This is a genomic window from Streptomyces populi, from assembly GCF_002911015.1.
GTDB lineage: Bacteria > Actinomycetota > Actinomycetes > Streptomycetales > Streptomycetaceae > Streptomyces > Streptomyces populi.
Genome location: NZ_KZ626892.1, coordinates 22462 through 44331, shown reverse-complemented (window position 1 = coordinate 44331; position 21870 = coordinate 22462). Strand labels below are relative to the sequence as shown.

The window sequence follows — 21870 nt, the reverse complement described above, 5'->3', positions numbered from 1 at the left end:
CCGAAGGCGGGTCCGGGCCCCGCACCGCCGTGCCGGTGGGCGGATCGGCCGGCCGACACGGCCGCCGAACCGGTCAGGCGCGGGCGATGTAGCTGCGCACCGTCGTTCCGGAGTCCCCGGTGTGCGTCCGGACGAGGTCCGAGAGGAAGTGCACGAGGAACAGGCCCCGCCCGCCGATCTGATCGGGGCGCACGGGATACCGGCCGGCCAGCGGGTCGCTCAGCCGCCCCTCGTCCCGCACCTCGCACACGATCTGCTCGCCCTCGGCCCAGATCCTCAGGGTTCCCGAACCGCCCCCGTGCACCACGCTGTTGGTCGTCAGCTCCGCGACGACGAGGTTCAGGTCCTGCAACCGGACCCCTGTCATCCCCCGCTCCCGGGCCTCGGCCAGGGCGAAGTCGCGGGCGACGGGCAGGAGTTCGGCGTCGAAGCCGATCGTGGCCGCTCCCGGGGGGTGGTGCAGCGCTTGGTTGAAGCGCGCCAGTACCGCGTCCGGGTCGTAGAACATGCTGGCGTTCCGCCGGCCGGCGCTGATCACGACGGGGTGCGTGGCATGGGCGTCGGCGATCACGTCGTGGGAGAGGGCACGCCCGTCGTACGGGCACAGGATCGTCACGTCCCTTCCCGCGAACGCCCTGTTGATCAGGGCTTCGTGCTGGACGCAGGCCGGGTACTCCACCGCCGTACGGCCGTGCCAGACGGGTTCGCCGATGATCCGTACGCGGGCGCCCTCATGGGCGTCGGCGAACGCCCGCAGCACGGAGGGGATGATCCGGCCCGGGTTCCGGCCGGCCCGCGCCATGTCGATCCAGCGGACGCCGGCGCCGAGCGGTCCCAGCGCGTCCCGGACGAGTTCCAGCCGCGGGGCGGGGACGGCCACCGCCACCGGCTCCCCCGCGGCTACGCCTTCGGAGACGAAACGTGTCGTCCCTTCCACGTACTCGTGGTCGTCGCGGTAGACGAGCGCGGGGTGGACGAAGGGATCCTCGCGCAGTGCCGTCGTCGTCATGCCGCGGCCCCCGCGCCCGGTGACCGGCGTCCGGCGAGCGGTCCCGTGCCGGGGTACGCCGGGAGCGAGCGCGTCTGCGCCCGGCCGACTCGCCGATCGATCCCCACGGACTCACCCCCGTGACTCATTTTACGTCCTCGTCATGACGGCGGAGCAGGCACCCGGCGGTGCCCGGGCCGTCGCGTCGGCCGCACCGGGCCGTGATCCGCCCCGGGTTACCGGTACGGCCGTCGGCGGCCGGTACGGGGCCGTCGTCCGCCCGGTCCGCGCACCGGCGCCGTCACCCCGCATCCGAACGGTGTCCCAGGAGGGAAGCGTCCTTTGACCCCGGGTCAGAAGGAGGCGGCACGTACGCGTTCCGCGGAATTCCGGCGACCGGGTGGCATGGGCGGTGTGATGCGGGGCAGACGGGCCCTGTCATCAATTCCTTAGGACGATGTGGGGTGGGCGGCATGGCAGCCGTGACGGCAGTGAGGACGACGGACACGGCGCACCGGGCGGCGGCCGCGGAGGACACCCTTCTCCCGCAGATCGACCAGCCGCTGAAGATCAGTCCGAAGGACGCGCGTGAGCTGTCCCGCCAGTTCTTCGACCGGCTCGCCGTCCTGGAGGAGGGCACGCCCGAGCACCAGTACGCGCGCAACACCCTCATCGAGATGAACCTCTCCCTCGTCCGTTACGCCGCCGCGCGCTTCCGCAGCCGCAGCCAGGGCGAGATGGAGGACATCGTCCAGGTCGGCACGATCGGGCTCATCAAGGCCATCGACCGTTTCGAGCTGTCCCGCGAGGTCGAGTTCACCTCCTTCGCCGTCCCGTACATCGTGGGTGAGATCAAGCGGTTCTTCCGCGACACCTCCTGGGCCGTCCACGTGCCCCGCCGCCTCCAGGAGGCGCGTGTCGAGCTCGCCAAGGCGACGGAGGAACTGCGCACCCGTCTCGGCCGCACGCCGACGACCCGTGAGCTGTCCGAGCTGATGTGCCTGTCCGAGGAAGAGGTCATCGAGGCCCGCAAGGCGTCGAACGGCTACAACTCCTCGTCCCTCGACGCCGCTCTCACGGCCGACGGCGGCGCGGACGGCGAAGCGGTCCTCGCGGACTTCATCGGCGAGGAGGACCCCTCGCTGGAACTGGTCGAGGACTTCAACTCCCTGGCCCCCCTGATCGCCGAACTCGACGAGCGCCAGCGCCGGATCATCCACCTGCGCTTCGTCGAGGAGCGCACCCAGGCGCAGATCGGCGAGGAGCTCGGCATCTCGCAGATGCACGTCTCCCGGCTGATCACGCGCATCATCAAGCGGCTGCGCGCCGGGCTCCTCGACCCCGCGGTCGCCTGACGCCCCCGCGCGCGCCTCAGGGCCCTCACGACGATCCCGTCGGCCCGCCCCGGACTCCGCTCCGGGGCGGGCCGACGGGATTTCGCACACCCGGCTCCGGCGACCCGGAGCGAGAGGGTCCTGTGTATCCATTTCTCTCCAGGTCATTCCTGTCACCGGCGATATTTTTCGGTCCCCGGGGAATTCCTTCCCACGCTTTGTTCCGCCCCCGTCGTCTGGGTTAGCCTGCGGCGTATTTTCTTGACGGAAGACCTGTGATCTGCGGGAATCCCATGGACGGACCGGGGGCGTCCGTGGGCCCGGTGCGGTTCCGAGTCCCGTGCCACGGGACTCCAGGGGAGCGGAACGAGGGTGGCCATGACCAGGGCAGCGAGCGGGACGTCCGAACGGACGCCGGGTGAGCAGGAGCTGCGGCAACTGCTGGCCGGCCTCACCGCCGTGCGCGACGGCGACTTCGGCACCCGGCTCCCGGACGAGGCCGGTGGCCTGCTGGGTGACATCGCCACCGTGTTCAACGGCATGGTCGACCAGTTGTCGGTGTTCACCTCGGAAGTGACCCGGGTGGCCCGCGAGGTGGGCACGGAGGGGACGCTCGGCGGGCAGGCGGAGGTGCCGGGGGTCTCGGGCACCTGGGCCGACCTCACCGACTCCGTCAACGCCATGGCCGGAAACCTCACCACCCAGGTCCGCGACATCGCGCAGGTGGCCACGGCGGTCGCCAAGGGCGATCTCTCGCAGAAGATCGACGTGCCCGCCCGCGGTGAGATCCTCCAGCTGAAGGAGACCGTCAACACGATGGTCGACCAGCTGTCCGCGTTCGCCGACGAGGTCACCCGCGTCGCCCGCGAGGTCGGCACCGACGGACGCCTCGGCGGCCAGGCGCAGGTTCCCGGTGTCGGCGGCGTGTGGCGCGACCTCACCGACTCGGTGAACTTCATGGCCGGCAACCTCACCGCCCAGGTCCGTAACGTGGCCCAGGTCACCACCGCGGTGGCCCAGGGCGACCTCTCCCAGAAGATCACCGTGGACGCCCGGGGCGAGATCCTCGAGCTGAAGAACACCATCAACACGATGGTCGACCAGCTCTCCGCGTTCGCCGACGAGGTCACCCGCGTCGCCCGCGAGGTCGGCACCGACGGACGCCTCGGCGGCCAGGCCGACGTGAAGGGCGTCAAGGGCACCTGGCGCGACCTCACCGACTCGGTGAACTTCATGGCCGGCAACCTCACCGCCCAGGTCCGCTCGATCGCCCAGGTGGCCACCGCGGTGGCCAAGGGCGACCTGTCGCAGAAGATCACCGTGGACGCCCGGGGCGAGATCCTGGAGCTCAAGGAGACCATCAACACGATGGTCGAGCAGCTCTCGGCGTTCGCCGACGAGGTCACCCGCGTCGCCCGCGAGGTCGGCACGGCGGGCAACCTGGGCGGACAGGCCACCGTCCGGGGCGTCTCGGGCACCTGGAAGGACCTCACCGACAACGTCAACGTCATGGCGTCGAACCTGACCGGCCAGGTCCGCTCCATCGCCCAGGTGGCGACCGCCGTGGCCCGCGGCGACCTCTCGCAGAAGATCACCGTCGAGGCGAAGGGCGAGGTCGCGGCGCTGGCCGACGTCATCAACACGATGGTCGACACGCTGTCCGCGTTCGCCGACGAGGTCACCCGCGTCGCCCGCGAGGTCGGCACCGAGGGGCGCCTCGGCGGCCAGGCGCACGTGCCCAACGTGGCCGGCACCTGGAAGGACCTCACCGACAACGTCAACTCGATGGCCAACAACCTCACCGGGCAGGTGCGCAACATCGCCCTGGTGACGACGGCGGTGGCCAAGGGCGACCTGTCGAAGAAGATCGACGTCGACGCCCGGGGCGAGATCCTGGAGCTCAAGACGACCATCAACACGATGGTCGACCAGCTCTCCGCCTTCGCCGCCGAGGTCACCCGCGTGGCCCGCGAGGTCGGCAGCGAGGGCCGGCTCGGCGGCCAGGCCGAGGTGGAGGGCGTCTCGGGCACCTGGAAGCGGCTGACCGAGAACGTGAACGAACTGGCCGGCAACCTCACGCGCCAGGTCCGCGCGATCGCCGAGGTCACCGGCGCCGTGGCCGAGGGCGACCTGACCCGGTCCATCACCGTGGAGGCCTCGGGCGAGGTCGCCGATCTGAAGGACAACATCAACTCCATGGTGGAGTCGCTGCGGGAGACCACGCGCGCCAACCAGGAGCAGGACTGGCTCAAGACCAACCTGGCCCGCATCTCCGGCCTGATGCAGGGATACCGCGACCTGGACGTGGTGGCCGACCTCATCATGGACGAGCTCACCCCGCTGGTCGCCGCGCAGTACGGCGCCTTCTACCTCGCCGAGGAGACCGAGAGGGGGACGGAGCTCAGGCTGGTCGGGTCGTACGGCTATCCCGACGAGGACGGGCGCCCCACCCGCATCCCGCTCGGCCGCTCGCTCGTCGGCCAGGCGGCGCGCAGCAGGCGGGCGATCACCGTGGACGAGGTGCCGCCGGGCTACGTCACCATCTCCTCGGGCCTCGGCGAGACGGCGCCGACCGCGCTCGTGGTCCTGCCCATCGTGGTCGAGGAGCAGGTGCTCGGCGTCATCGAACTCGCCTCGGTGACGCGCTTCAAGCAGGGTCACATGACGTTCCTGGAACAGCTGATGGAGACCATCGGCGTCAACGTCAGCACCATCGTGGCCAACGCCCGCACCGACGAGCTGCTGGGCGAGTCGCAGCGGCTGACCGCCGAACTCCAGGCCCGCTCGGAGGAGTTGCAGGTCCAGCAGGACGAACTCCAGCGCTCCAACGCCGAGCTGGAGGACAAGGCCTCCCTGCTCGCGACCCAGAACCGCGACATCGAGGCGAAGAACCTCCAGATCGAACAGGCCCGGCAGGAACTCGAGGCGCGGGCGCAGCAGTTGTCGCTGGCCTCCAAGTACAAGTCCGAGTTCCTCGCCAACATGAGCCACGAGCTGCGGACCCCGCTCAACAGCCTGCTCATCCTGGCCCAGTTGCTGGCGCAGAACCCCTCGCGCAACCTCACGCCGAAGCAGGTCGAGTACGCGGGCATCATCCACTCCGCGGGCTCCGACCTGCTCCAGCTGATCAACGACATCCTCGACCTGTCCAAGGTCGAGGCCGGCAAGATGGACGTGACCCCCGAACGCGTCCCGCTGCGCCAGCTGCTCGAGTACGTCGAGGCCACCTTCCGCCCCATGACCTCGCAGAAGAGCCTGGAGTTCACGGTCAGCACCGCTCCCGGGGCTCCGGCGGACCTGCTCACCGACGACTCCCGGCTGCGGCAGGTGCTGCGCAACCTGCTGTCGAACGCGGTCAAGTTCACCGAGCGGGGCCGGGTCGAGCTGCGGATCGAGCCGGCGGCCGACCAGGAGATCCCCGCGGGCGTGCCGCGGGGCGGCACGATCGTCGCCTTCCGGGTCAAGGACACCGGTATCGGCATCCCCGAACAGCAGCTGGAGACGATCTTCGGCGCCTTCCAGCAGGCCGACGGCACCACGAGCCGCAAGTACGGCGGCACCGGTCTCGGCCTGTCCATCACCCGGGAGATCGCCCACCTGCTCGGCGGGGCGGTCACCGTCGACAGCACCCCCGGACAGGGCAGTACGTTCACGCTCTTCCTCCCGGTGGCGCGGCCCGAGTTCGAGGAGCTGCTGGCCGGCGGCCGGGCGCCCGAGCCGGCACCGGACAAGGACTCCGCGGAGCGCACCGAACCCCGGCACACCGTGCCCGGTTCGGTCGTCCCGGACCGCCGGCGGCGCCGTCGCCTCCTGGTCGTCGAGGAACGGCCGCGGGGCCTGCTGACGCTGGTGGCCGAGAGCGCGGTCGGGGACGTGGCGCGCAGCCGCGACGAGGGCGACGCACGGGAGAGCGTCGATGTCGTCACCGTCGTCGGGGCGCAGGAGGCGGCCGGTGCCCTGGCCGCGGAGCCGTGGCACTGCGTCGTGCTCGAACTGGGCATGCCGGAGGGCGAGACGGCCCGCTTCCTCGAAGCGGTGGAGGGCGACTCGGCCCTGGCGAGCGTGCCCGTCCTCGTCCACAACGGCAGCCGCGTCGACCTCGCGCAGGAACAGGCTCTCCAGTCCCGCTCGGGCGCCCGGTCGCTGGAGTTCCTCTCGAGTCTGGACGAGCTGCGCGAGCGGATCGCGCTGCACCTGTCCGCGGAGCAGCCGGGCGACGTGGTGCCGCTGGTCCGCGCCGAGGAGGCCAGGAACCGGCCCGCGCGGCCGGTCGACAGCGCCTTCCAGGGCCGTACGGTGCTCGTCGTCGACGACGACGCCCGCAACCTCTTCGCGCTCAGCGGGATCCTGGAACTGCACGGGTTCCAGGTACTGCACGCCGAGAACGGCAGGAAGGGCATCGAGACACTGCTGAGCCGGCCCGAGGTCGCGCTGATCCTGATGGACGTGATGATGCCCGAGATGGACGGGTACGCCGCGACCGCCGAGATCCGCAGGATGCCTCAGTACGCCGACCTGCCGATCATCGCGGTGACGGCGAAGGCCATGCCCGGCGACCGGGAGAAGAGCCTGCTGTCGGGCGCGAGCGACCATGTCACCAAGCCGGTCGACACCGAGGACCTCATCGCCTGTGTCCGGCGCTGGCTCGGGGAGTGACATGACGCCCGGCACCCTCCGCCGCGGCGGTACGGCGGGACACCCGCCACTGCCGCCCCTCCCCCGTCCCGCCCCGGATCCCCGCCCGGGGCGTGTCTCGAAAGCAGCGTCGTCCGCCCGGAGGGCGGGGCTCGCGGCGTCCGGTGCCGGGGGCACCTCCCACCCCTTTCGGGCCGTGGGGGCGCATCGCGAGGCGGAGGGTCGCCCGCGTACCGGGCCGTACTCGGGTGATCCCGGCGACGCGGCGTGGGGGTACCCCCTGCTCGAAGGGCTCGGGGGAGCCGTGCCTGGCGTCGCGAGCCGGACGGGACTTTCGGAACACGCCCTAGGAGCGGCCGCACGATGAGCAGTCCTGAGGAAACCGGCGCGAACGCCCCCGATTCCCCGGAGGGCACCGCGGACGCCGGGCGGACCGGCGACCTCCCGGACGTGGCCCGGACGTCCCCGGTGGGCCGTCTCGCGGCCACCGTCGAACGGCTGCGCCGCGAGGTGCGGGCCGCCCAGCTGGAGGCCGACGGGCGGGCCCTGATCGAGCTGGCCAAGGGCATCCTGGTCGAGCGGCTGGGCTGCGGACCGGCCCAGGCCGCCCGCCAGCTCACCGAGCTGGCCGAACAGGCCAAGGTGCCGCAGCTCCAGCTCGCGGTCGAGATCATCAACCAGGCGGCGCACGACCGGCTCTCGGAGGTGACCAGCACCTTCCTCTCCGCCACGGCCGAGCACCCCTCGAAGGACGACGTCCCCGCGGTGCGGCTGCGCGCGGCCGAGAGCGGGGCCCTGGCGGCCGGCGACACCCAGGCGGTGGCCGACTCCCTGCTCCAGCACGCGCTGACCCCGCTCGGGGCGGTCGCGGTGGCCATCTGGGCCGCGGACGCCGACGGTTCGCTCTCCCTGGCGGGCAGCGCCGGGTTCTCGGCGGCGGAGGCCCACCGCTGGCGTTACGTTCCCCCGGGTGTGGCGACGATGGCACGCCGCGCGCTCACCGACCGTACGGCGCGGTGGGCGGACTCGCTGGCCGACACCGGCCTGCCGTCCATCGGGCACGCGGAGCACCCCGACGGCGGGCGGGTCGCGGTACCGGCCGGCTCCGGTGGCCGGATCCACGGCGTCCTGGAGATCGCCTGGCCGTCCGCCCTCGGGCCGCAGCCGCCCCAGGTGGTCCGTCAGGTCGAGGCACTGGCCGAACTGTGCTCGCACACCCTGGAGACCCACACGCTGCCGAACGACTGCCACGACGTGCGGGGGACGGCCGATGTCCGCGAACTGACCGACCTGGTGGACGGACTGCACGATCCCGCCCTGGTCCTGGTGCCCCAGCTCGACGGCCGGGGACGGCTCGCCGACTTCCGCATCCACCACGTGAACGGGCGCTTCCTCGATCCGGCCGGCCGGCCGCGCGGCACCGTCCACGGAGCGCTGCTGCTCGAGGCCTACCCGCTGGCCGCCGGGGAGAGCGGTCTCTTCCAGTGCGTCGAGCGGGTCTACGCCACCGGGGAGCCGTTCCGGGCGCGGCGCATGGATCTGACGGCGCTGGTCGACCAGGTGCCGCTGTCGGCCGTGGCGGACATCAACGTCAGCCGGCACGGCGGGTGCGTGCTGCTCATCTGGCGCATAGAGGACGAGACGGCACGGCTGGCGAGTCTGCTCCAGCACGCCCAGCGGCTCGGCAGGATCGGCGGCTTCGAGGAGAACCTGCTGACCGGCGAGACCGTCTGGAACGAGACGCTCTTCGATCTGTACGGCCGCTCCCCCGCCGGGACCCCGGTTCCGCTGGAGGAGCTGGCCGCGCACGCCCATCCCGACGACGCCGTCGCCATCGGCCGCTTCCTGCGGACCGTGCTGCACCACCGCCGGCCGGCCTCGGCGGCGTTCCGGCTGCAGCGTCCCGACGGTGTGACCCGGCACATCCGCGTGGTGGCCGAGCCGGTGCTCGACGCCGACGACCGGCTGTTCGCGGTCCGCGGGGCCTACCAGGACATCTCGGCGCAGCACTGGACCGAGGTGGCGTTGGCCGTCACCCGCGACCAGCTGGCGCACACCGAACAGCAGGCGCACGAGCGCAACCGGCTGACCCTCCAGTTGCAGCACGCGATCATGCCGCCGGACCGGACGCCGCTCAGGGCCCCGGGCCTCGACGTGGCGGTGCGCTACCGGCCGGCGGAGACCGAGCAGCTCGTCGGGGGCGACTGGTACGACGCCGTCGTGCTGTCCTCCGGCCTGGTCCTGCTGTGCGTCGGCGACGTGGCCGGTCACGGGATAGAGGCGGCGACCAGCATGGTGGTGCTGCGCAACGCGCTGCGCGGACTCGCCGTGACGGGCGCGGGGCCGGGGCAGCTGCTGTCCTGGCTCAACATCGTGGCGCACCATCTGACGGGCGGGGTCACCGCCACCGCGGTCTGCGGGATCTACGATCCGCGCCGGCGCGTTCTGCGCTGGGCCAGGGCCGGACATCTGCCGCCCGTCCTGGTCCGGGACGCGGACGCGGGCCCGCTGCCGCTCATCAAGGGCATCCTGCTCGGTGCCGTCCCCGAGGCGACGTTCGAGGAGGACGAGGTGCAGCTGGAGGTCCACGACACGCTGTTGATGTACACGGACGGTCTGATCGAACGGCGGGACCGCTCGGTGGAGGTGTCGCTGCGCCAGTTGCTGAGCGCGGCCCGTACGACGTCCGGGACCCTGGACCACCAGCTCGACCGGCTCCTGACGTACAGCAGGTCCGACACCGACGACGACACCTGCATCGTCGGCATCCGGGTGGAGTAGGGCCGTACGAATGCGGCCCCGCCGGCAGCCGGGGGGAGTGACTGCCTGCGGGGCCTTGCAGCTCGGGCTTCGCCAGGGGGGTAGCTTCCCGAGCTGTCTCAGGATGCTGCTGCCCCGCTTCTCCGGATGCATGCACACGGGTTTCCGGCCGGTTTTCCCCTCGTATGGACGAGCGGCCGGCTCAGGACCGCCGGCGCAGGGCCCGCAGCAGCGGCTCCAGGGACGCCGTGACGCCGTGGGGAGGCACCCCGGCCTCGTGCAGTGCCCTCGCGCGGGCGGGGTGGCGCGCGTATCCGAGGAAGGGGACGCCCGCCCGGTGTGCCGCCGCGTGGTCCGCGGGCGTGCCGCCGATCACGAGCGAGGCCTCCGGTTCGGCCGCCATGGTGTTCAGGGCGGTCTCCAGGACCCCGGGGCGGGGCGTGAGGGTGCCCAGGTCGGGGGTACGGCCGTAGATGTGCGGGGCGAAGCAGGGGGTGAGACCCCGCGCGTCCAGATACGAGGTGACGGTCCGGGCCGAGGTGTCGGTCGCCACGGCGAGCCGTGCCCCGACCGCCGCCCAGGTGTGGACGAGCGGGTCCGCGTACGCCGTCGGCATCGCGGTGCGCACCGCGTCCAGCTCGGTCCGGCTGAGCCAGGCCTCGAGCCGGGTGGCGACGTCGCTGCCGGGGTGCCGTCCCGCCAGCGCCGTCAGGGCGCGGTAGGGGTCCGCGCGGCCGCGCTCCTCTTCGGTGAGGACGGCGCCGAGGCCTCGTTCCGTCAGCCAGTCCAGCTGGGCCCGGGCGACGGCCGTCGCCGAGGGGCCGGAGAACAGCTGGCAGAGCGGACCGTCGAAGCCGAAGACGACATACCGCGTCCGCGCGATCAGTTCCCGAACATCTTCGATCCGACTCGTCACCACATTGGTCTGTCCAGACCTGGCCGTCACTAAGCGGGCGGGGGCGGGCCGACCGGCGTCAGTGGGCCATGTCCGCGAGGTGCGGGACCACGCGGGTCAGCCGCAGGACGCCCCACAGGACCAGCCCGGCGCCGGTCAGCTCGGGGAGCAGCCACCAGCCCGTGCGGATCGTCTCGTCGAAGAGCGTGACGCCGAGCAGCAGGCTGAGCGTCGCGTCGCCGATGGTCAGCGCGGGCTGCGAGGCGGCCAGGGGGCCGGCCTGGAGGGCGTTCTCCAGCAGCAGGACGGCGGTGATCCCGGTCAGGACGAACCCGTAGGTCTGCCAGGCACCGAGGAAGGCGGTGAACCCGTCGTCGTCGAGCGTGCCCACGGCCGATTTGAGGAGTGCCGCGGTCAGCGCGTTGCTGATGGCGGACGCCGTTCCCAGCACGGCGGCGCGGAAGAGCGGCGGGCGGCCCGGACGGGCGACGGCGACCGCGGCCGCCACCGTTCCCAGGCACAGGACCAGTACCGGGATCCAGCGCTCCATGGAGGCGTCGGACCGTGCTCCCGAGGGGGCGGCCGAGAGGAGGACGAGACCGAGCCCGGCGACGACGGCGGCGACGGCCTGCCAGGCCGCGCGCGACAGCCGACGGTGCAGCAGCGGCACGGCGATCATGAGCGCGAAGGGCAGTTCCAGGATGAACAGGGGCTGCACCAGCGACAGCGGTCCGTTCGCCAGCGCGAGGGCCTGGAAGAGCGCCGCCCCGATCACCCCGCCGATGCCGATCAGCCAGGGCGGCTGCCGGGCCAGCCGGAGGATGAACCGCAGTCCGCCGCCCTCGGTGACGCGGGAGGCCGCCTTGCGCTGGAACGCCGTGCCCATCGCGTTGCTGGCTGCCCCGAGCAGCGCGAACAGCACGGCCAGTCCTGTCACCCCTCCACCATGCCCCGGGACGGAGGTCCGGGCCTCTTCACGGACGCGGGACGCCGAGGGGTGAGACGTCGAGGGTGAGACGCCGACGACGGGGCACCCGCTCCGAGGAGCCCCGTCATCCCATCCCCGTGGTGGCGGGGCTTCGTGCCGCCCGGGTCCGTGAACCGATCAACGTGCGCGACGCCGGGGATGGGAGGAGCGTGGTGGCGAAGGAAGGAGTGCCATGTCCACGAAGGGCGCGTCCGGCCGGCGGGACGACCGCCGCGGATGGCTGCACGGCTCGCCCCCTCCGCGCTGGGTACGGCTGCTCCCGCCGCTCCTGCTGGTGGGCGTCTGCGTGGCGGAGCTCGTCAGCGGCGAACCACTGGACATCGGCTTTCTGCTGGGCGCCATCCCTTCCCTGGCCGTCCTCTCCTACGGACCCGTGGCGACGGCCGTCTTCGGCGCGGTCGTCGTGGTCCTGCTGAACGTCCCCGCGCTACAGCTCAACCATCCGGGCAACGCGGACCTGCTCACCATCGGCTTCATCGCCGTGCTCAGCGTTTTCGTGGCCCTGGTCCGCAGCCGCAGGGACGCGCATCTGGTCACCGTGCGGTCGGTGGCGGAAGCCGCCCAGCTCGCCGTGCTGCCACCGCTGCCCGATCGCATCGGCCCGGTCCGCTGCGCCGGGCTGTACCGGCCGGCGCAGCAGGAGACGCTGGTCGGGGGTGACTTCTTCGACGTGCGGGACGGGCCTTTCGGGGTCCGGGCCGTGATGGGCGACGTACAGGGGCACGGGCTGTCGGCCGTGGGGACGGTCGCCGCCCTGCTCGGGGCGTTCCGGGAGACGGTGCTGGACCAGCGTGATCTGGAGGAGGCCGCGGCCCGGCTCGACCGCAGGCTGGTGGTGGACTCCGCGCCGGTCGATCACGCCGAGCTGTTCGCCACCGCGCTGCTCCTGGAGTTCCCGCCCGGCACCGACATGGTGCGGCTGGTGTCCTGCGGGCACCCTTACCCGCTGCTGTTGCGCGGCGCCAAGGCCTTCGAACTGGACACCGAGCAGGGGCCGCCGCTCGGGCTGGGTTTCTTCGAGCTGTTCCCGCCGAAGGGCCGCTCCGTCGAGCTGGAACCCGGCGACCGGCTGTTCATCGCGTCGGACGGTGTGAGCGAGGGCCGGGACGCCTCCGGCGCCTTCTATCCGCTGCCGGACCGGCTGACCGCTTTCGCCGAGGAGCCCTCGGACGCGCTCGTCGACCGCGTGTGGGAGGACCTCGTCCGGTTCTGTTCCTCGATCGACGACGACGTCTCCGTCCTGGTCCTGTCGCCACGGCTCCGCGGCGAGCGGGGCGAGGGCGAGGAGGAGGGCGCCGACGCGGAAGCCGGCGGCTGAGCGTTCCGCGCCGGTTCGCCGCGGGGTCGAGGGCCGCGTCAGCCCGCCGCGAGGTCGAGCGCCGCGATGTAGCCGAACGTCATCGCGGGCCCGATCGTCGAACCCGCTCCCGCGTAGCTGTGGCCCATGACGGCCGCGCTCGCGTTGCCCGCCGCGTACAGGCCGGGGATCACCGTGCCGTCCGGGCGCAGGACGCGGGCGCGGGCGTCGGTGCGCAGGCCGCCCTTGGTGCCGAGGTCGCCCGGGACGATCCTGAAGGCGTGGAACGGGGGCAGCCACAGCGGGGCGAGACAGGAGTCGGGCAGGATCGAAGGGTCCGTGTAGTAGTGGTCGTAGGCGCTGTCGCCGCGGTGGAAGTCGGTGTCCTTGCCGCCGAGGGCCAGGCTGTTGAAGCGGCTGACGGTGGTGCGCAGGGCGGCGGCGGGGACGCCGATCCGGGCGGCGAGGGCGTCCAGGGTCCATTCCTTGTACGCGGCTCCGGAGGTGTACCAGGAGTCGGGGAACGCGAGCGTCGGGGCGACGTCCTTGAACAGGTAGCGGTTGCGGTAGTTCTGGTCGACGACCAGCCAGGCCGGGATGTCCGGGGCACCGGGGTTCCGGTCGTACATGGTGTGCACGACGTCGCTGTAGGGTCCGGCCTCGTTGACGAAGCGGGCGCCGGCGGCGTTCACGAGCAGTCCGCCGGGCAGGGTGCGTTCGGCGAGGCAGAAGTAGGGCTGGTCGGGCAGCGGGACGGCCGGGCCCCACCAGGCGTCGTCCATCAGGTCGAGCGCGGCCCCGGCACGCCGGCCGGCCTGGATGCCGTCGCCGGTGTTCTCCTTGGCGCCCACCGTCCAGGCGGTCCCGATGGGCTGCCGCTGGAACTCGGCGCGCATGGCCGCGTTGTGCTCGAAGCCGCCGGAGCCTACGACGACTCCGCGCCGGGCCCGGACCAGGCCGGACGTGCCGTTCCGGGTGACCACCGCGCCGGTGACCGCGCCGTTCTCCAGGAACAGGTCGGACAGCGGGGTGTTCAGCCACACCGGGACCTGGGCGGCGAGCAGACCGGCGCGCAGCCCGGCCGCGAGCGACTGGCCCATCGTCAGCGGCTTCTGGCCGAGCAGCGCCGCCTTGGTGCCGCGCGCCAGGCACTCGGTGGCGACGGCCGCGCCCTTCGCGCTCACGGCGGCGAGGGTGAGCCACTTGTAGTCGGCGCTGAAGACGACCATGCCGGCCGGGACGGTCATGTACGCCGGGTTCAGGCGGGCGAGTTCGGCTCCGAGGACGTTGCCGTCGAGCTGGTCGGGCTCCATGGAACGTCCGCCCGCGAGGCCGCCGGGGAGTTCCGGGTAGTAGTCGCTGTACCCCTCCATCCAGCGGAAGCGCAGCGGGCTGTTGGCCATGACGAAGGAGATCATGGCCGGTCCGTGGCCGAGGAAGGCCCGCTGCCGGTCGGCGGGGACGTCCGGCCCGACCACGGCGGCGAGGTAGGCGGCGGCCTTCGCCGGGGTGTCGGGGACGCCGGCGGCGAGGATCACCGGATTGTTGGGGATCCAGATGCCCGCGCCGGAGCGGGCCGCGGAGCCTCCGAAGGTCGCCGCCTTCTCCAGGACGACGCAGCTCAGTCCCTGTTTCGCGGCGGTGAGCGCCGCGGTCATCCCCGCGGCTCCCGAGCCGACGACCACGACGTCGTACGTGCCGAGCGGGGGCAGGTCGGCCGCCGTGGCGGAGCCCGCGGGACCGGCGGCGAGCGCGAGAGCGGCGCCGGTGGCCGCGCCGAGCACCCCGCGCCGTGTGGGGCCGGGTTCCGGGGAGGGTTCGGTACGTCCGACGGGGTCCGCGCTCGGGGACATGGCAGGGCTCTCCAGCGGGGCGGGGGAAGGTGGGGGCGTTGCGTTGCTCCGGGAGCCGACAGGCCCCCGCCGTAACGGTTCTGATGTGGCGTCAGGAATGTCGCGCGAGGGTCTTGTGAAGTCAAGGGCAAGTCGGCCAGAGGTGGCTGATCACCCCAAGATCGGACAGAAGTTACCAACCGGTATGTAGTGACTTGACAAGCCGGTAACAGTAGAACCTGTTCTCACTCATCGAGAGTGAGGAGTGTCACATGAGTGACATCAACCAACACGACAAAGACACCAGGGGTGTTTCGCGTCGACGATTCATAGCTGGAACAGGTTCTATTCTTGGAGCAGTGAGCCTTGCCGGTCGCGCGGTCGCGGCCCCCGCGCGGATCGTCACGGCGGCCTCGCCGATCCCTTCCGGAGCACACGTCCCCGTCCTGGTGATCGGCACCGGATACGGCGGCTCCGTCGCCGCGCTGCGGCTCGCCCAGGCGGGCGTCGACGTGCAGATGGTCGAGATGGGCATGGCCTGGGACACGCCGGGTCCGGACGGCAAGATCTTCGCCAACACCACCAGCCCGGACCAGCGTTCGTACTGGCTGCGCACCAGGACCAAGCAGCCCCTCAGCAACTTCCTCGGCTTCCCCATCGACAAGGACATCCCCCGCTACACCGGGGTCCTGGACGCCGAGGAGATGGGCCAGATCATCGTGTACCAGGGCCGCGGCGTCGGCGGCGGCTCCCTGGTCAACGGGGGTATGGCGGTCACCCCCAAGCGGGAGAACTTCGGCGCGATCCTCCCGTCGGTGAACGCCGACGAGATGTACGCGACCTACTACCCGCGCGCCAACGCGACGCTCGGGACGGGCCTCATCGACCCGGCGTGGTTCGACACCACCGACTGCTACCAGTACGCGCGGGTCGGCCGGAAGCAGGCCCAGCGTTCCGGCTTCCCCTTCGTCTTCGTGCCCGACGTGTACGACTGGGACTACATGAAGCAGGAGGCCGCGGGCACCGTCACCAGGTCGGCCCTGGCCGGGGAGATCCTCTACGGCAACAACTACGGCAAGAAGTCGCTCCAGAAGACCTACCTCGCCCAGGCCGCGGCCACCGGACGGGTCACCGTCTCACCGCTGCACAAGGTCACTTCGGTCGCGCCCGCGGCCGGCGGCGGCTACACGGTCCTGATCGACCAGCTGAACACCACCGGTGACACCACGGCGACCAAGACGGTCACCGCGGACCGGGTGTTCTTCGCGGCCGGGAGCGTCGGAACGAGCAAGCTCCTGGTCCGGCTGAAGGCCACCGGCGCCCTGCCCGCCCTGAACGGCGAGATCGGCCAGGGCTGGGGCGACAACGGCAACGTCATGTGCGGCCGCGCCAACCACCTGTGGGATCCGACCGGTTCGCTCCAGGCCAGCATCCCCTGCGGCGGCATCGACAACTGGACCGCCGGCGGCGCGTTCGCCGAGGTGGCGCCGCTGCCCACCGGCATCGAGACCTGGGCGTCCTTCTACCTGTCCATCACCAAGAACCCCAACCGCGCCCGGTTCACCTGGAACGCCGCCACCGGAACCGTCGACCTCGACTGGCAGACCGCCTGGAAGCAGCCCTCCATCGACATGGCGAAGACCATCTTCGACAAGATCAACGCGAAGGAGGGGACGATCTACCGGACCGACCTCTTCGGCGTGTACAAGATCTGGGGCGACCATCTCACCTACCACCCGCTCGGCGGCGCCGTGCTCGACAGGGCCACCGACAACTACGGCCGTCTGCGGGGCTATTCGGGCCTGTACGTCATCGACGGCGCGCTGATCCCCGGCAACACCAGCGTCAATCCGTTCGTCACCATCACCGCCCTCGCCGAAAGGAACATCGAGAACATCATCGCCGTGGACCTCTAGGACCCGTCGCCCGGACGGGACGGGCCCGGCGCGCTCAATGGGTCGGCAACACGCACACGGCGTCCAGGCCCAGTACGTGGTTGAGCCGGCCGAACGCCAGCCAGGAGCCGATGCTCATGGTCAGCTCCACGATCTCCCGCTGGCTGTACAGCGCCGACATCCGGGTCCAGAACTCCTCGTCCAGACCGTGGTGATCCAGTGCGTACCGCTCGGCGTACTCGGCGGCCAGCCGTGTCCGGTCGTCGAAGGCGTCGGTGGTGCGCCACTGGGTCACCGCGTCCGCGAACTCCTCCTCGACCTTGTGGCCCTCCCGCTCCGTACGCCAGTCGAGGCAGAACAGGCACCCGTTGATCTGCGCGATGCGCAGCCGGGCGGCCTCGAACTCGCGCAGGCCCAGCGTCGTGTGCTCGTACACCGACAGGGAGAAGTTCGCGGCGGCCATACCGATGCCGGGCACCATCTCGCCCCAGACGTAGCCGATCGGTTCCTGTCCCTCGGGGATGTCGATGCGCAGGGTCATGGGTCACTTCCTTCCGAGCCGGCCGACTGCGGGACGCAGCGGGACGTCGAGTGCGTCGTAGAGCCCTGGTTCCGCGTCCACCAGCCAGTCGATCGCGCCGACCAGACGGCCGACCGCGGTGGCGTTCCCGCCGGCGGAGCGGTTCTCGCCCTCGTCGGTGGCCGTGACGGTCACCTCGATGCGCGGGCGCCCCTCGATGATCACCCGGTGGGCGCCGTCCCCGTCGGGCGGCGACGGCCAGTCCGGCGCGGCGGACGCGTGGATACGGGTGATGTGCTCGATGACGATCCGGGGCTCTCCGGCGACGATCCCCTGCACCTCGAAGCGGATGGCGCCCTGGGTACCGGCCGCGAACTCGCCCATGGTGCGGGTGCTCACGGCGTCCGTCAGCGGGCGCCGTTCCACCGTCTCGCGGATGTCGTCGAGTTCGACGCCGAGGGCCCTGGCCATGAGCCGGATCTGACCGCCCCAGACCATCGTCGGCACCGAGGGGGCGAGCATCAGCGGCTCGTAGTCCATCGGCTGCCCCATGCCGACCAGGTACCGTACGGACTCCTCCTGCTCGTACGTGGAGTAGTCGAAGATCTCCTGGCAGCGGACGGCGTCGACCGTGGTGCCCAGACCGCTGATCAGCAGGGGCAGGACGTCGTTGCCCCAGCCCGGATCGACTCCGGAGGCGAACAGGGAGCCGCCGCCCTCGGCGACGGCGGCGAGCACCGGGTCCCGGAACTCCGGCGGGGCGCTGCGGTGGTCGTAGAGCGGGTAGAGGGCGGGCGTGACGACCACCGCGCCGGCCCGGACCGCCCTGGCGATGTCGGCGAGGGCCTCGTCGGGGCGGATGTCGCCGGTGGCCGCGTAGACCACGGCTCCGGGCCCCGAGGCCAGGACGGCGTCGACGTCGTCGCTCGCCGCGACGCCGAGGCCGTGTTCCAGTCCCGCGAGTTCGCCCGCGTCGCGGCCGACCTTGGCGGGGTCGTGGACGAGGACGGCCGCGAGTTTCAGTTTCGGGTGGGCCTCGACGGCGCGGATGGCCGCGCGGCCGACGTTGCCGGTACCCCAGACCACCGTGGAAATCATGCGGCGGAGGGTAGCGAGAGCACCTCGAGGTTCCTATAGCCGTGACCGGGGAGAATTCCGGTACGGAACCGGAACCGGTGTCACCGGGCGGACCACGGCCCCGCCGGAGCCGGGCCACGGCCGTCCGGGGGCGGCCGGTGCGGTTCGGCGGACGGCCCGTGCGGTTCGGCGGACGGCCGGTGCGGTTCGGCGGGTGGCGTCGGCAACAGCCCTTAGGCTCGAAACATGGCCAAGTACTTCGACGTTCACCCGGAGAACCCGCAGCGGCGCATCATCAACCAGGTGGTGGAGATCGTCCGCGGCGGCGGGCTGATCGTCTATCCGACGGACTCCTGCTTCGCTCTCGGCTGCGCGCTCGGCAACCGGGACGGGATCGACCGCATCCGCTCGATCCGGCAGCTCGACGAGCGCCATCACTTCACGCTCATGTGCGAGGACTTCGCGCAGCTGGGGCACTTCGTACGGATCGACAACGCGGTCTTCCGCTCGGTCAAGGCGGCCACGCCCGGCAGTTACACCTTCATCCTCCCGGCGACGAAGGAGGCTCCGCGCAGGCTGCTGCACCCGCGGAAGAAGACCGTCGGGGTGCGGATCCCCGACCATGTCGTCGCGCAGGCGATCCTCGCCGAACTCGGCGAGCCGCTGCTGTCGAGCACCCTGCTCCTGCCGGAGGAGGACAAGCCGCTGACCCAGGGCTGGGAGATCAAGGACCGCCTCGACCACGTGGTGGACGCCGTCATCGACTCCGGCGACTGCGGCACCGAGCCGACGACCGTCGTCGACTTCTCCGGCGGCGGGGCCGAACTCGTACGCCTCGGGGCGGGCGACCCCTCCCGGTTCGAGTAGCCCCGCAGAGCGGCGTGGGGCGGGGGGGGGCCCCCCCCCGGGGCCCCCCCCCGCCGCGGCCGTTGTGGGGGGAATTCCGGGTACTGCCTGTGGGGGGATCCGGGTGCCGAAGGTCAGCTGGTCGTCACGGCGGTGTCGTCCACGACGAAGCTGGTCTGCAGGGAGGAGTCCTCGACACCGCTGAACTTGATGGTCACGGTGGACCCGGCGAACGAGGACAGGTCGAAGGTCTTCTGGCTGTACCCCGTGGCCTTGTTGAGGTTGGAGTACGTGGCCAGCGTGGTCGAACCGGCGGTGACCGTCAGCTTGTCGTACTGCGAGCTGGTGGTGGTCTCCGCGGTGTCGATGTGCAGGTAGAAGGTGAACGAGGCCTTGCAGCCGCTGGGGATGGTCACCGACTGCGAGAGCGTGTCGGTGTGCGTGGAGCCGTAGCCGTCCAGCCAGGCCTTGTACGAGCCGCCGTGGGCCGCCTGGTCGGTGTCGTTGGTGATGACGCCGCTGCTCGCGGTCCAGGTGGTGTTGCCGGACTCGAAGCCGGCGTTGCCGAGCAGCTGCGCCGAGGTGCAGGTGCCGCCGCCACCGGAGGAGCTGACGGTCCAGGTGAAGGACGCGGTGCCGGTCGCCCCGGTGCTGTCCGTGACGGTCACCGTGGTGCTGTACGTCCCGGCGGTGGTCGGCGTCCCGGTGATCGCCCCGGTGGAGCTGCTGATCGACAGGCCGGCGGGCAGGCCGCTCGCGGAGTACGTGAGCGAGCCGCTGTTGGTGCTGCTGGCCGAGATCTGCAGGCTCACCGCGGTGCCGACGGTGGAGGACTGGCTGCCCGGGTTGGTGACGGTCACACCGCTGCTCGGCGGGGTGACGTGACCGCCGACGGCGATGCCCGCGAAGGCGTTCGCCACACCCGCGTACTGGGTGGAGCTGGCGCCGTACAGCGCGGTCGCGGCGTTCAGCGCGGCGGTGCGGGCGCCCGCGTAGTTGGTGGTCGACGTCATGTACGTCGTCAGCGCCTTGTACCAGATCTGCAGGGCGGCGGCGCGGCCGATGCCCGCGACGGCGACACCGTCTGAGGTCGAGCTGTTGTACGTGACGCCGTTGATGGTCTTGGAGCCGCTGCCCTCGGAGAGCAGGTAGAACATGTGGTTCGCCGGGCCCGAGGAGTAGTGGACGTCCAGGTTGCCGACGCCGGAGTACCAGGAGTCGGCGGAGGAACCGTCCTTGGACGGCTTGTCCATGTAGCGCAGCGGGGTGCCGTCACCGTTGATGTTGATCTTCTCGCCGATGAGGTAGTCGCCCACGTCGGTCGAGTTGCCCGCGTAGAACTCCACGCCGGTGCCGAAGATGTCGGAGGTCGCCTCGTTGAGACCGCCGGACTCACCGGTGTAGTTCAGGCCCGCGGTGTTGGAGGTGACGCCGTGGCTCATCTCGTGGCCCGCGACGTCCAGCGAGGTCAGCGCGTGGGTGCTGCTGGTGCCGTCGCCGTAGGTCATGCAGAAGCAGCTGTCGTCCCAGAAGGCGTTGACGTACGCCGTGCTGTAGTGGACGCGCGAGTAGGCGGCGACACCGTTGTTCTTGATGCCGCTGCGCCCGAAGGTGTTCTTGTAGAAGTCCCAGGTCGTCTGGGCGCCGTAGGCGGCGTCGGCGCCGGCGGTCTGGGTGTTGGAACCCGCGCCGGTGCCCCAGACGTCGTCGGCATCGGTCATCAGCGTGCCGGTGCCGGACGTGCCGTTGTTCAGCGAGTACGTCTTGTGGCCGCCACGGGTGGAGTCCGTGAGCTGGTACGTCGAACCCGACAGCGTGGTGTTCAGCGTGACCGTGCCGCTGTACTGGGTGTTGCCGGTGCCGGTCTGGATCCCCTCGTACCGGGTGATCTCCTTGCCGGTGGTGGCGTCGGTGATGACGTGCAGCTTGCTCGGCGTGCCGTCGTCCTGGACGCCGGTGACCACGGTCTCCCAGGCGAGCCGGGGGGTGCCGGTGCCGGCCCAGACGACCTTGCGGGCGCCGTCCGTCGCGGGCTTCTCGGCCTTCAGCGACTTGGCCGCCTTGAGGGCCTGGGCTCCGGCGGTCGCCTTGGTGACGGCGGCGGTGGTGCTCGCGACCTTGATGGCGTGCTTGTTGGCGAAGGTCGTGCTCACCGTGCCGGTGGCCTGCGAGGCCGGCGGGGTGTGGACCACGAGGTCGCCGCCGAGCACCGGGAGACCGGCGTAGGTGCGCTCGTAACGGGTGTGCAGGGTGCCGTCGTTGTCCTTGACGACGTCCTTGACGACCAGCTTCTCCTTCGAGCCGAGGCCCAGGGTGCCGGCGGTCGCGGTGGTCTGCTTCGATGCCTTCGTCAGCAGCGCCGCGTGCTGGGCCGGGGTGAGCTTGGCCTCGAGTCCCCCCGTGCGCAGGGGGGTTGTGTGGGGGGAGGGCTTGGCGACTGCCGGTACCGTCTGTATGCCGACGGTCAGCAGCGCGGCGGAGGCCACCAGGGCTCCGGCCGCGGTCGCCTGACGGGGGAAACGTCTCACTCGTACTCCTACTGCTTCGGCCGCGGTCGGCGGCCGGTGACAGACCGGGCAGACGGGATGTGCTGTCCGGGAAGAGCTGAGCAGGGGCGCGCGGGAACGCGACTGCGGGCAGGCCATGGACGACCCGTCCTACAGGTGTGGGAAGGATCGCACCTTTGACCGAGCCATGACACGAACTCGGGGGCGATCGAGGGTTATCCCTACGCCCGCGCGCCGAAACCCCCGCCGCGCGCCGTGTTCCAGGGCCCGATCCACCGGAGTCCACCGCCCGACGG

13 protein-coding genes are annotated in these 21870 nt (G+C 71.4%); 6 read left to right on the top strand and 7 right to left on the bottom strand.

The genetic code is table 11. The features are described from left to right. Positions 1–73: 73 nt before the first annotated feature. Entirely contained in the window at positions 74–1009 is a 936-nt protein-coding gene (locus CW362_RS25025; protein WP_103551779.1) for an anti-sigma factor RsbA family regulatory protein, read from the bottom strand. Positions 1010–1461: 452 nt separating this feature from the next. On the opposite strand from CW362_RS25025, the gene CW362_RS25020 reads away from it, so the two are divergent. The 3 genes from CW362_RS25020 (at position 1462) to CW362_RS25010 (ending at position 9738) form a co-directional block, all read left to right on the top strand. After that, positions 1462–2343: an RNA polymerase sigma factor SigF gene (locus CW362_RS25020; RefSeq protein ID WP_103551794.1), complete on the top strand. Its 882-nt coding sequence runs from the start codon at positions 1462–1464 to the stop codon at positions 2341–2343. Between the two features lie 357 nt (positions 2344–2700). Next, positions 2701–6978, top strand: coding sequence for a HAMP domain-containing protein (locus CW362_RS25015; RefSeq protein ID WP_103551778.1), 4278 nt, complete (start codon positions 2701–2703; stop codon positions 6976–6978). Between the two features lie 342 nt (positions 6979–7320). Next, positions 7321–9738, top strand: coding sequence for a SpoIIE family protein phosphatase (locus CW362_RS25010; RefSeq protein WP_103551777.1), 2418 nt, complete (start codon positions 7321–7323; stop codon positions 9736–9738). Positions 9739–9919: 181 nt separating this feature from the next. Here the strand turns inward: CW362_RS25010 and CW362_RS25005 are convergent, their stop codons facing one another. Further along, positions 9920–10633, bottom strand: coding sequence for an HAD family hydrolase (locus CW362_RS25005; protein ID WP_103551776.1), 714 nt, complete (start codon positions 10631–10633; stop codon positions 9920–9922). 58 nt (positions 10634–10691) lie between these two features. After that, positions 10692–11498, bottom strand: coding sequence for a DMT family transporter (locus CW362_RS25000; RefSeq protein ID WP_376451063.1), 807 nt, complete (start codon positions 11496–11498; stop codon positions 10692–10694). A gap of 274 nt (positions 11499–11772) precedes the next feature. Here CW362_RS25000 and CW362_RS24995 point away from each other — a divergent pair, with 274 nt between their 5' ends. Further along, a complete protein-coding gene (locus CW362_RS24995; RefSeq protein WP_103551774.1) occupies positions 11773–12918 on the top strand; it encodes a PP2C family protein-serine/threonine phosphatase in 1146 nt (381 codons plus the stop codon). Positions 12919–12956: 38 nt separating this feature from the next. Here the strand turns inward: CW362_RS24995 and kstD are convergent, their stop codons facing one another. Beyond that, on the bottom strand, positions 12957–14750 hold the full coding sequence (gene kstD, locus CW362_RS24990) for a 3-oxosteroid 1-dehydrogenase (RefSeq protein ID WP_103551773.1): 1794 nt from the start codon (positions 14748–14750) through the stop codon (positions 12957–12959). Between the two features lie 251 nt (positions 14751–15001). On the opposite strand from kstD, the gene CW362_RS24985 reads away from it, so the two are divergent. Further along, entirely contained in the window at positions 15002–16645 is a 1644-nt protein-coding gene (locus CW362_RS24985; protein ID WP_103551772.1) for a GMC oxidoreductase, read from the top strand. 34 nt (positions 16646–16679) lie between these two features. On the opposite strand, the gene CW362_RS24980 is transcribed toward CW362_RS24985, so the two are convergent. Beyond that, the gene (locus CW362_RS24980) at positions 16680–17159 is read right to left on the bottom strand and encodes a carboxymuconolactone decarboxylase family protein (RefSeq protein WP_103551793.1); all 480 of its coding nucleotides are present in this window, start codon (positions 17157–17159) and stop codon (positions 16680–16682) included. 9 nt (positions 17160–17168) lie between these two features. After that, positions 17169–18242 (bottom strand): NAD(P)H-dependent amine dehydrogenase family protein, encoded by a 1074-nt coding sequence (locus CW362_RS24975; protein WP_103551771.1) that lies wholly within the window; start codon positions 18240–18242, stop codon positions 17169–17171. 225 nt (positions 18243–18467) lie between these two features. On the opposite strand from CW362_RS24975, the gene CW362_RS24970 reads away from it, so the two are divergent. Continuing rightward, the gene (locus CW362_RS24970; protein WP_103551770.1) at positions 18468–19088 is read left to right on the top strand and encodes an L-threonylcarbamoyladenylate synthase; all 621 of its coding nucleotides are present in this window, start codon (positions 18468–18470) and stop codon (positions 19086–19088) included. 113 nt (positions 19089–19201) lie between these two features. On the opposite strand, the gene CW362_RS24965 is transcribed toward CW362_RS24970, so the two are convergent. Next, on the bottom strand, positions 19202–21595 hold the full coding sequence (locus CW362_RS24965; RefSeq protein WP_240658025.1) for a M4 family metallopeptidase: 2394 nt from the start codon (positions 21593–21595) through the stop codon (positions 19202–19204). Positions 21596–21870 lie beyond the last annotated feature (275 nt).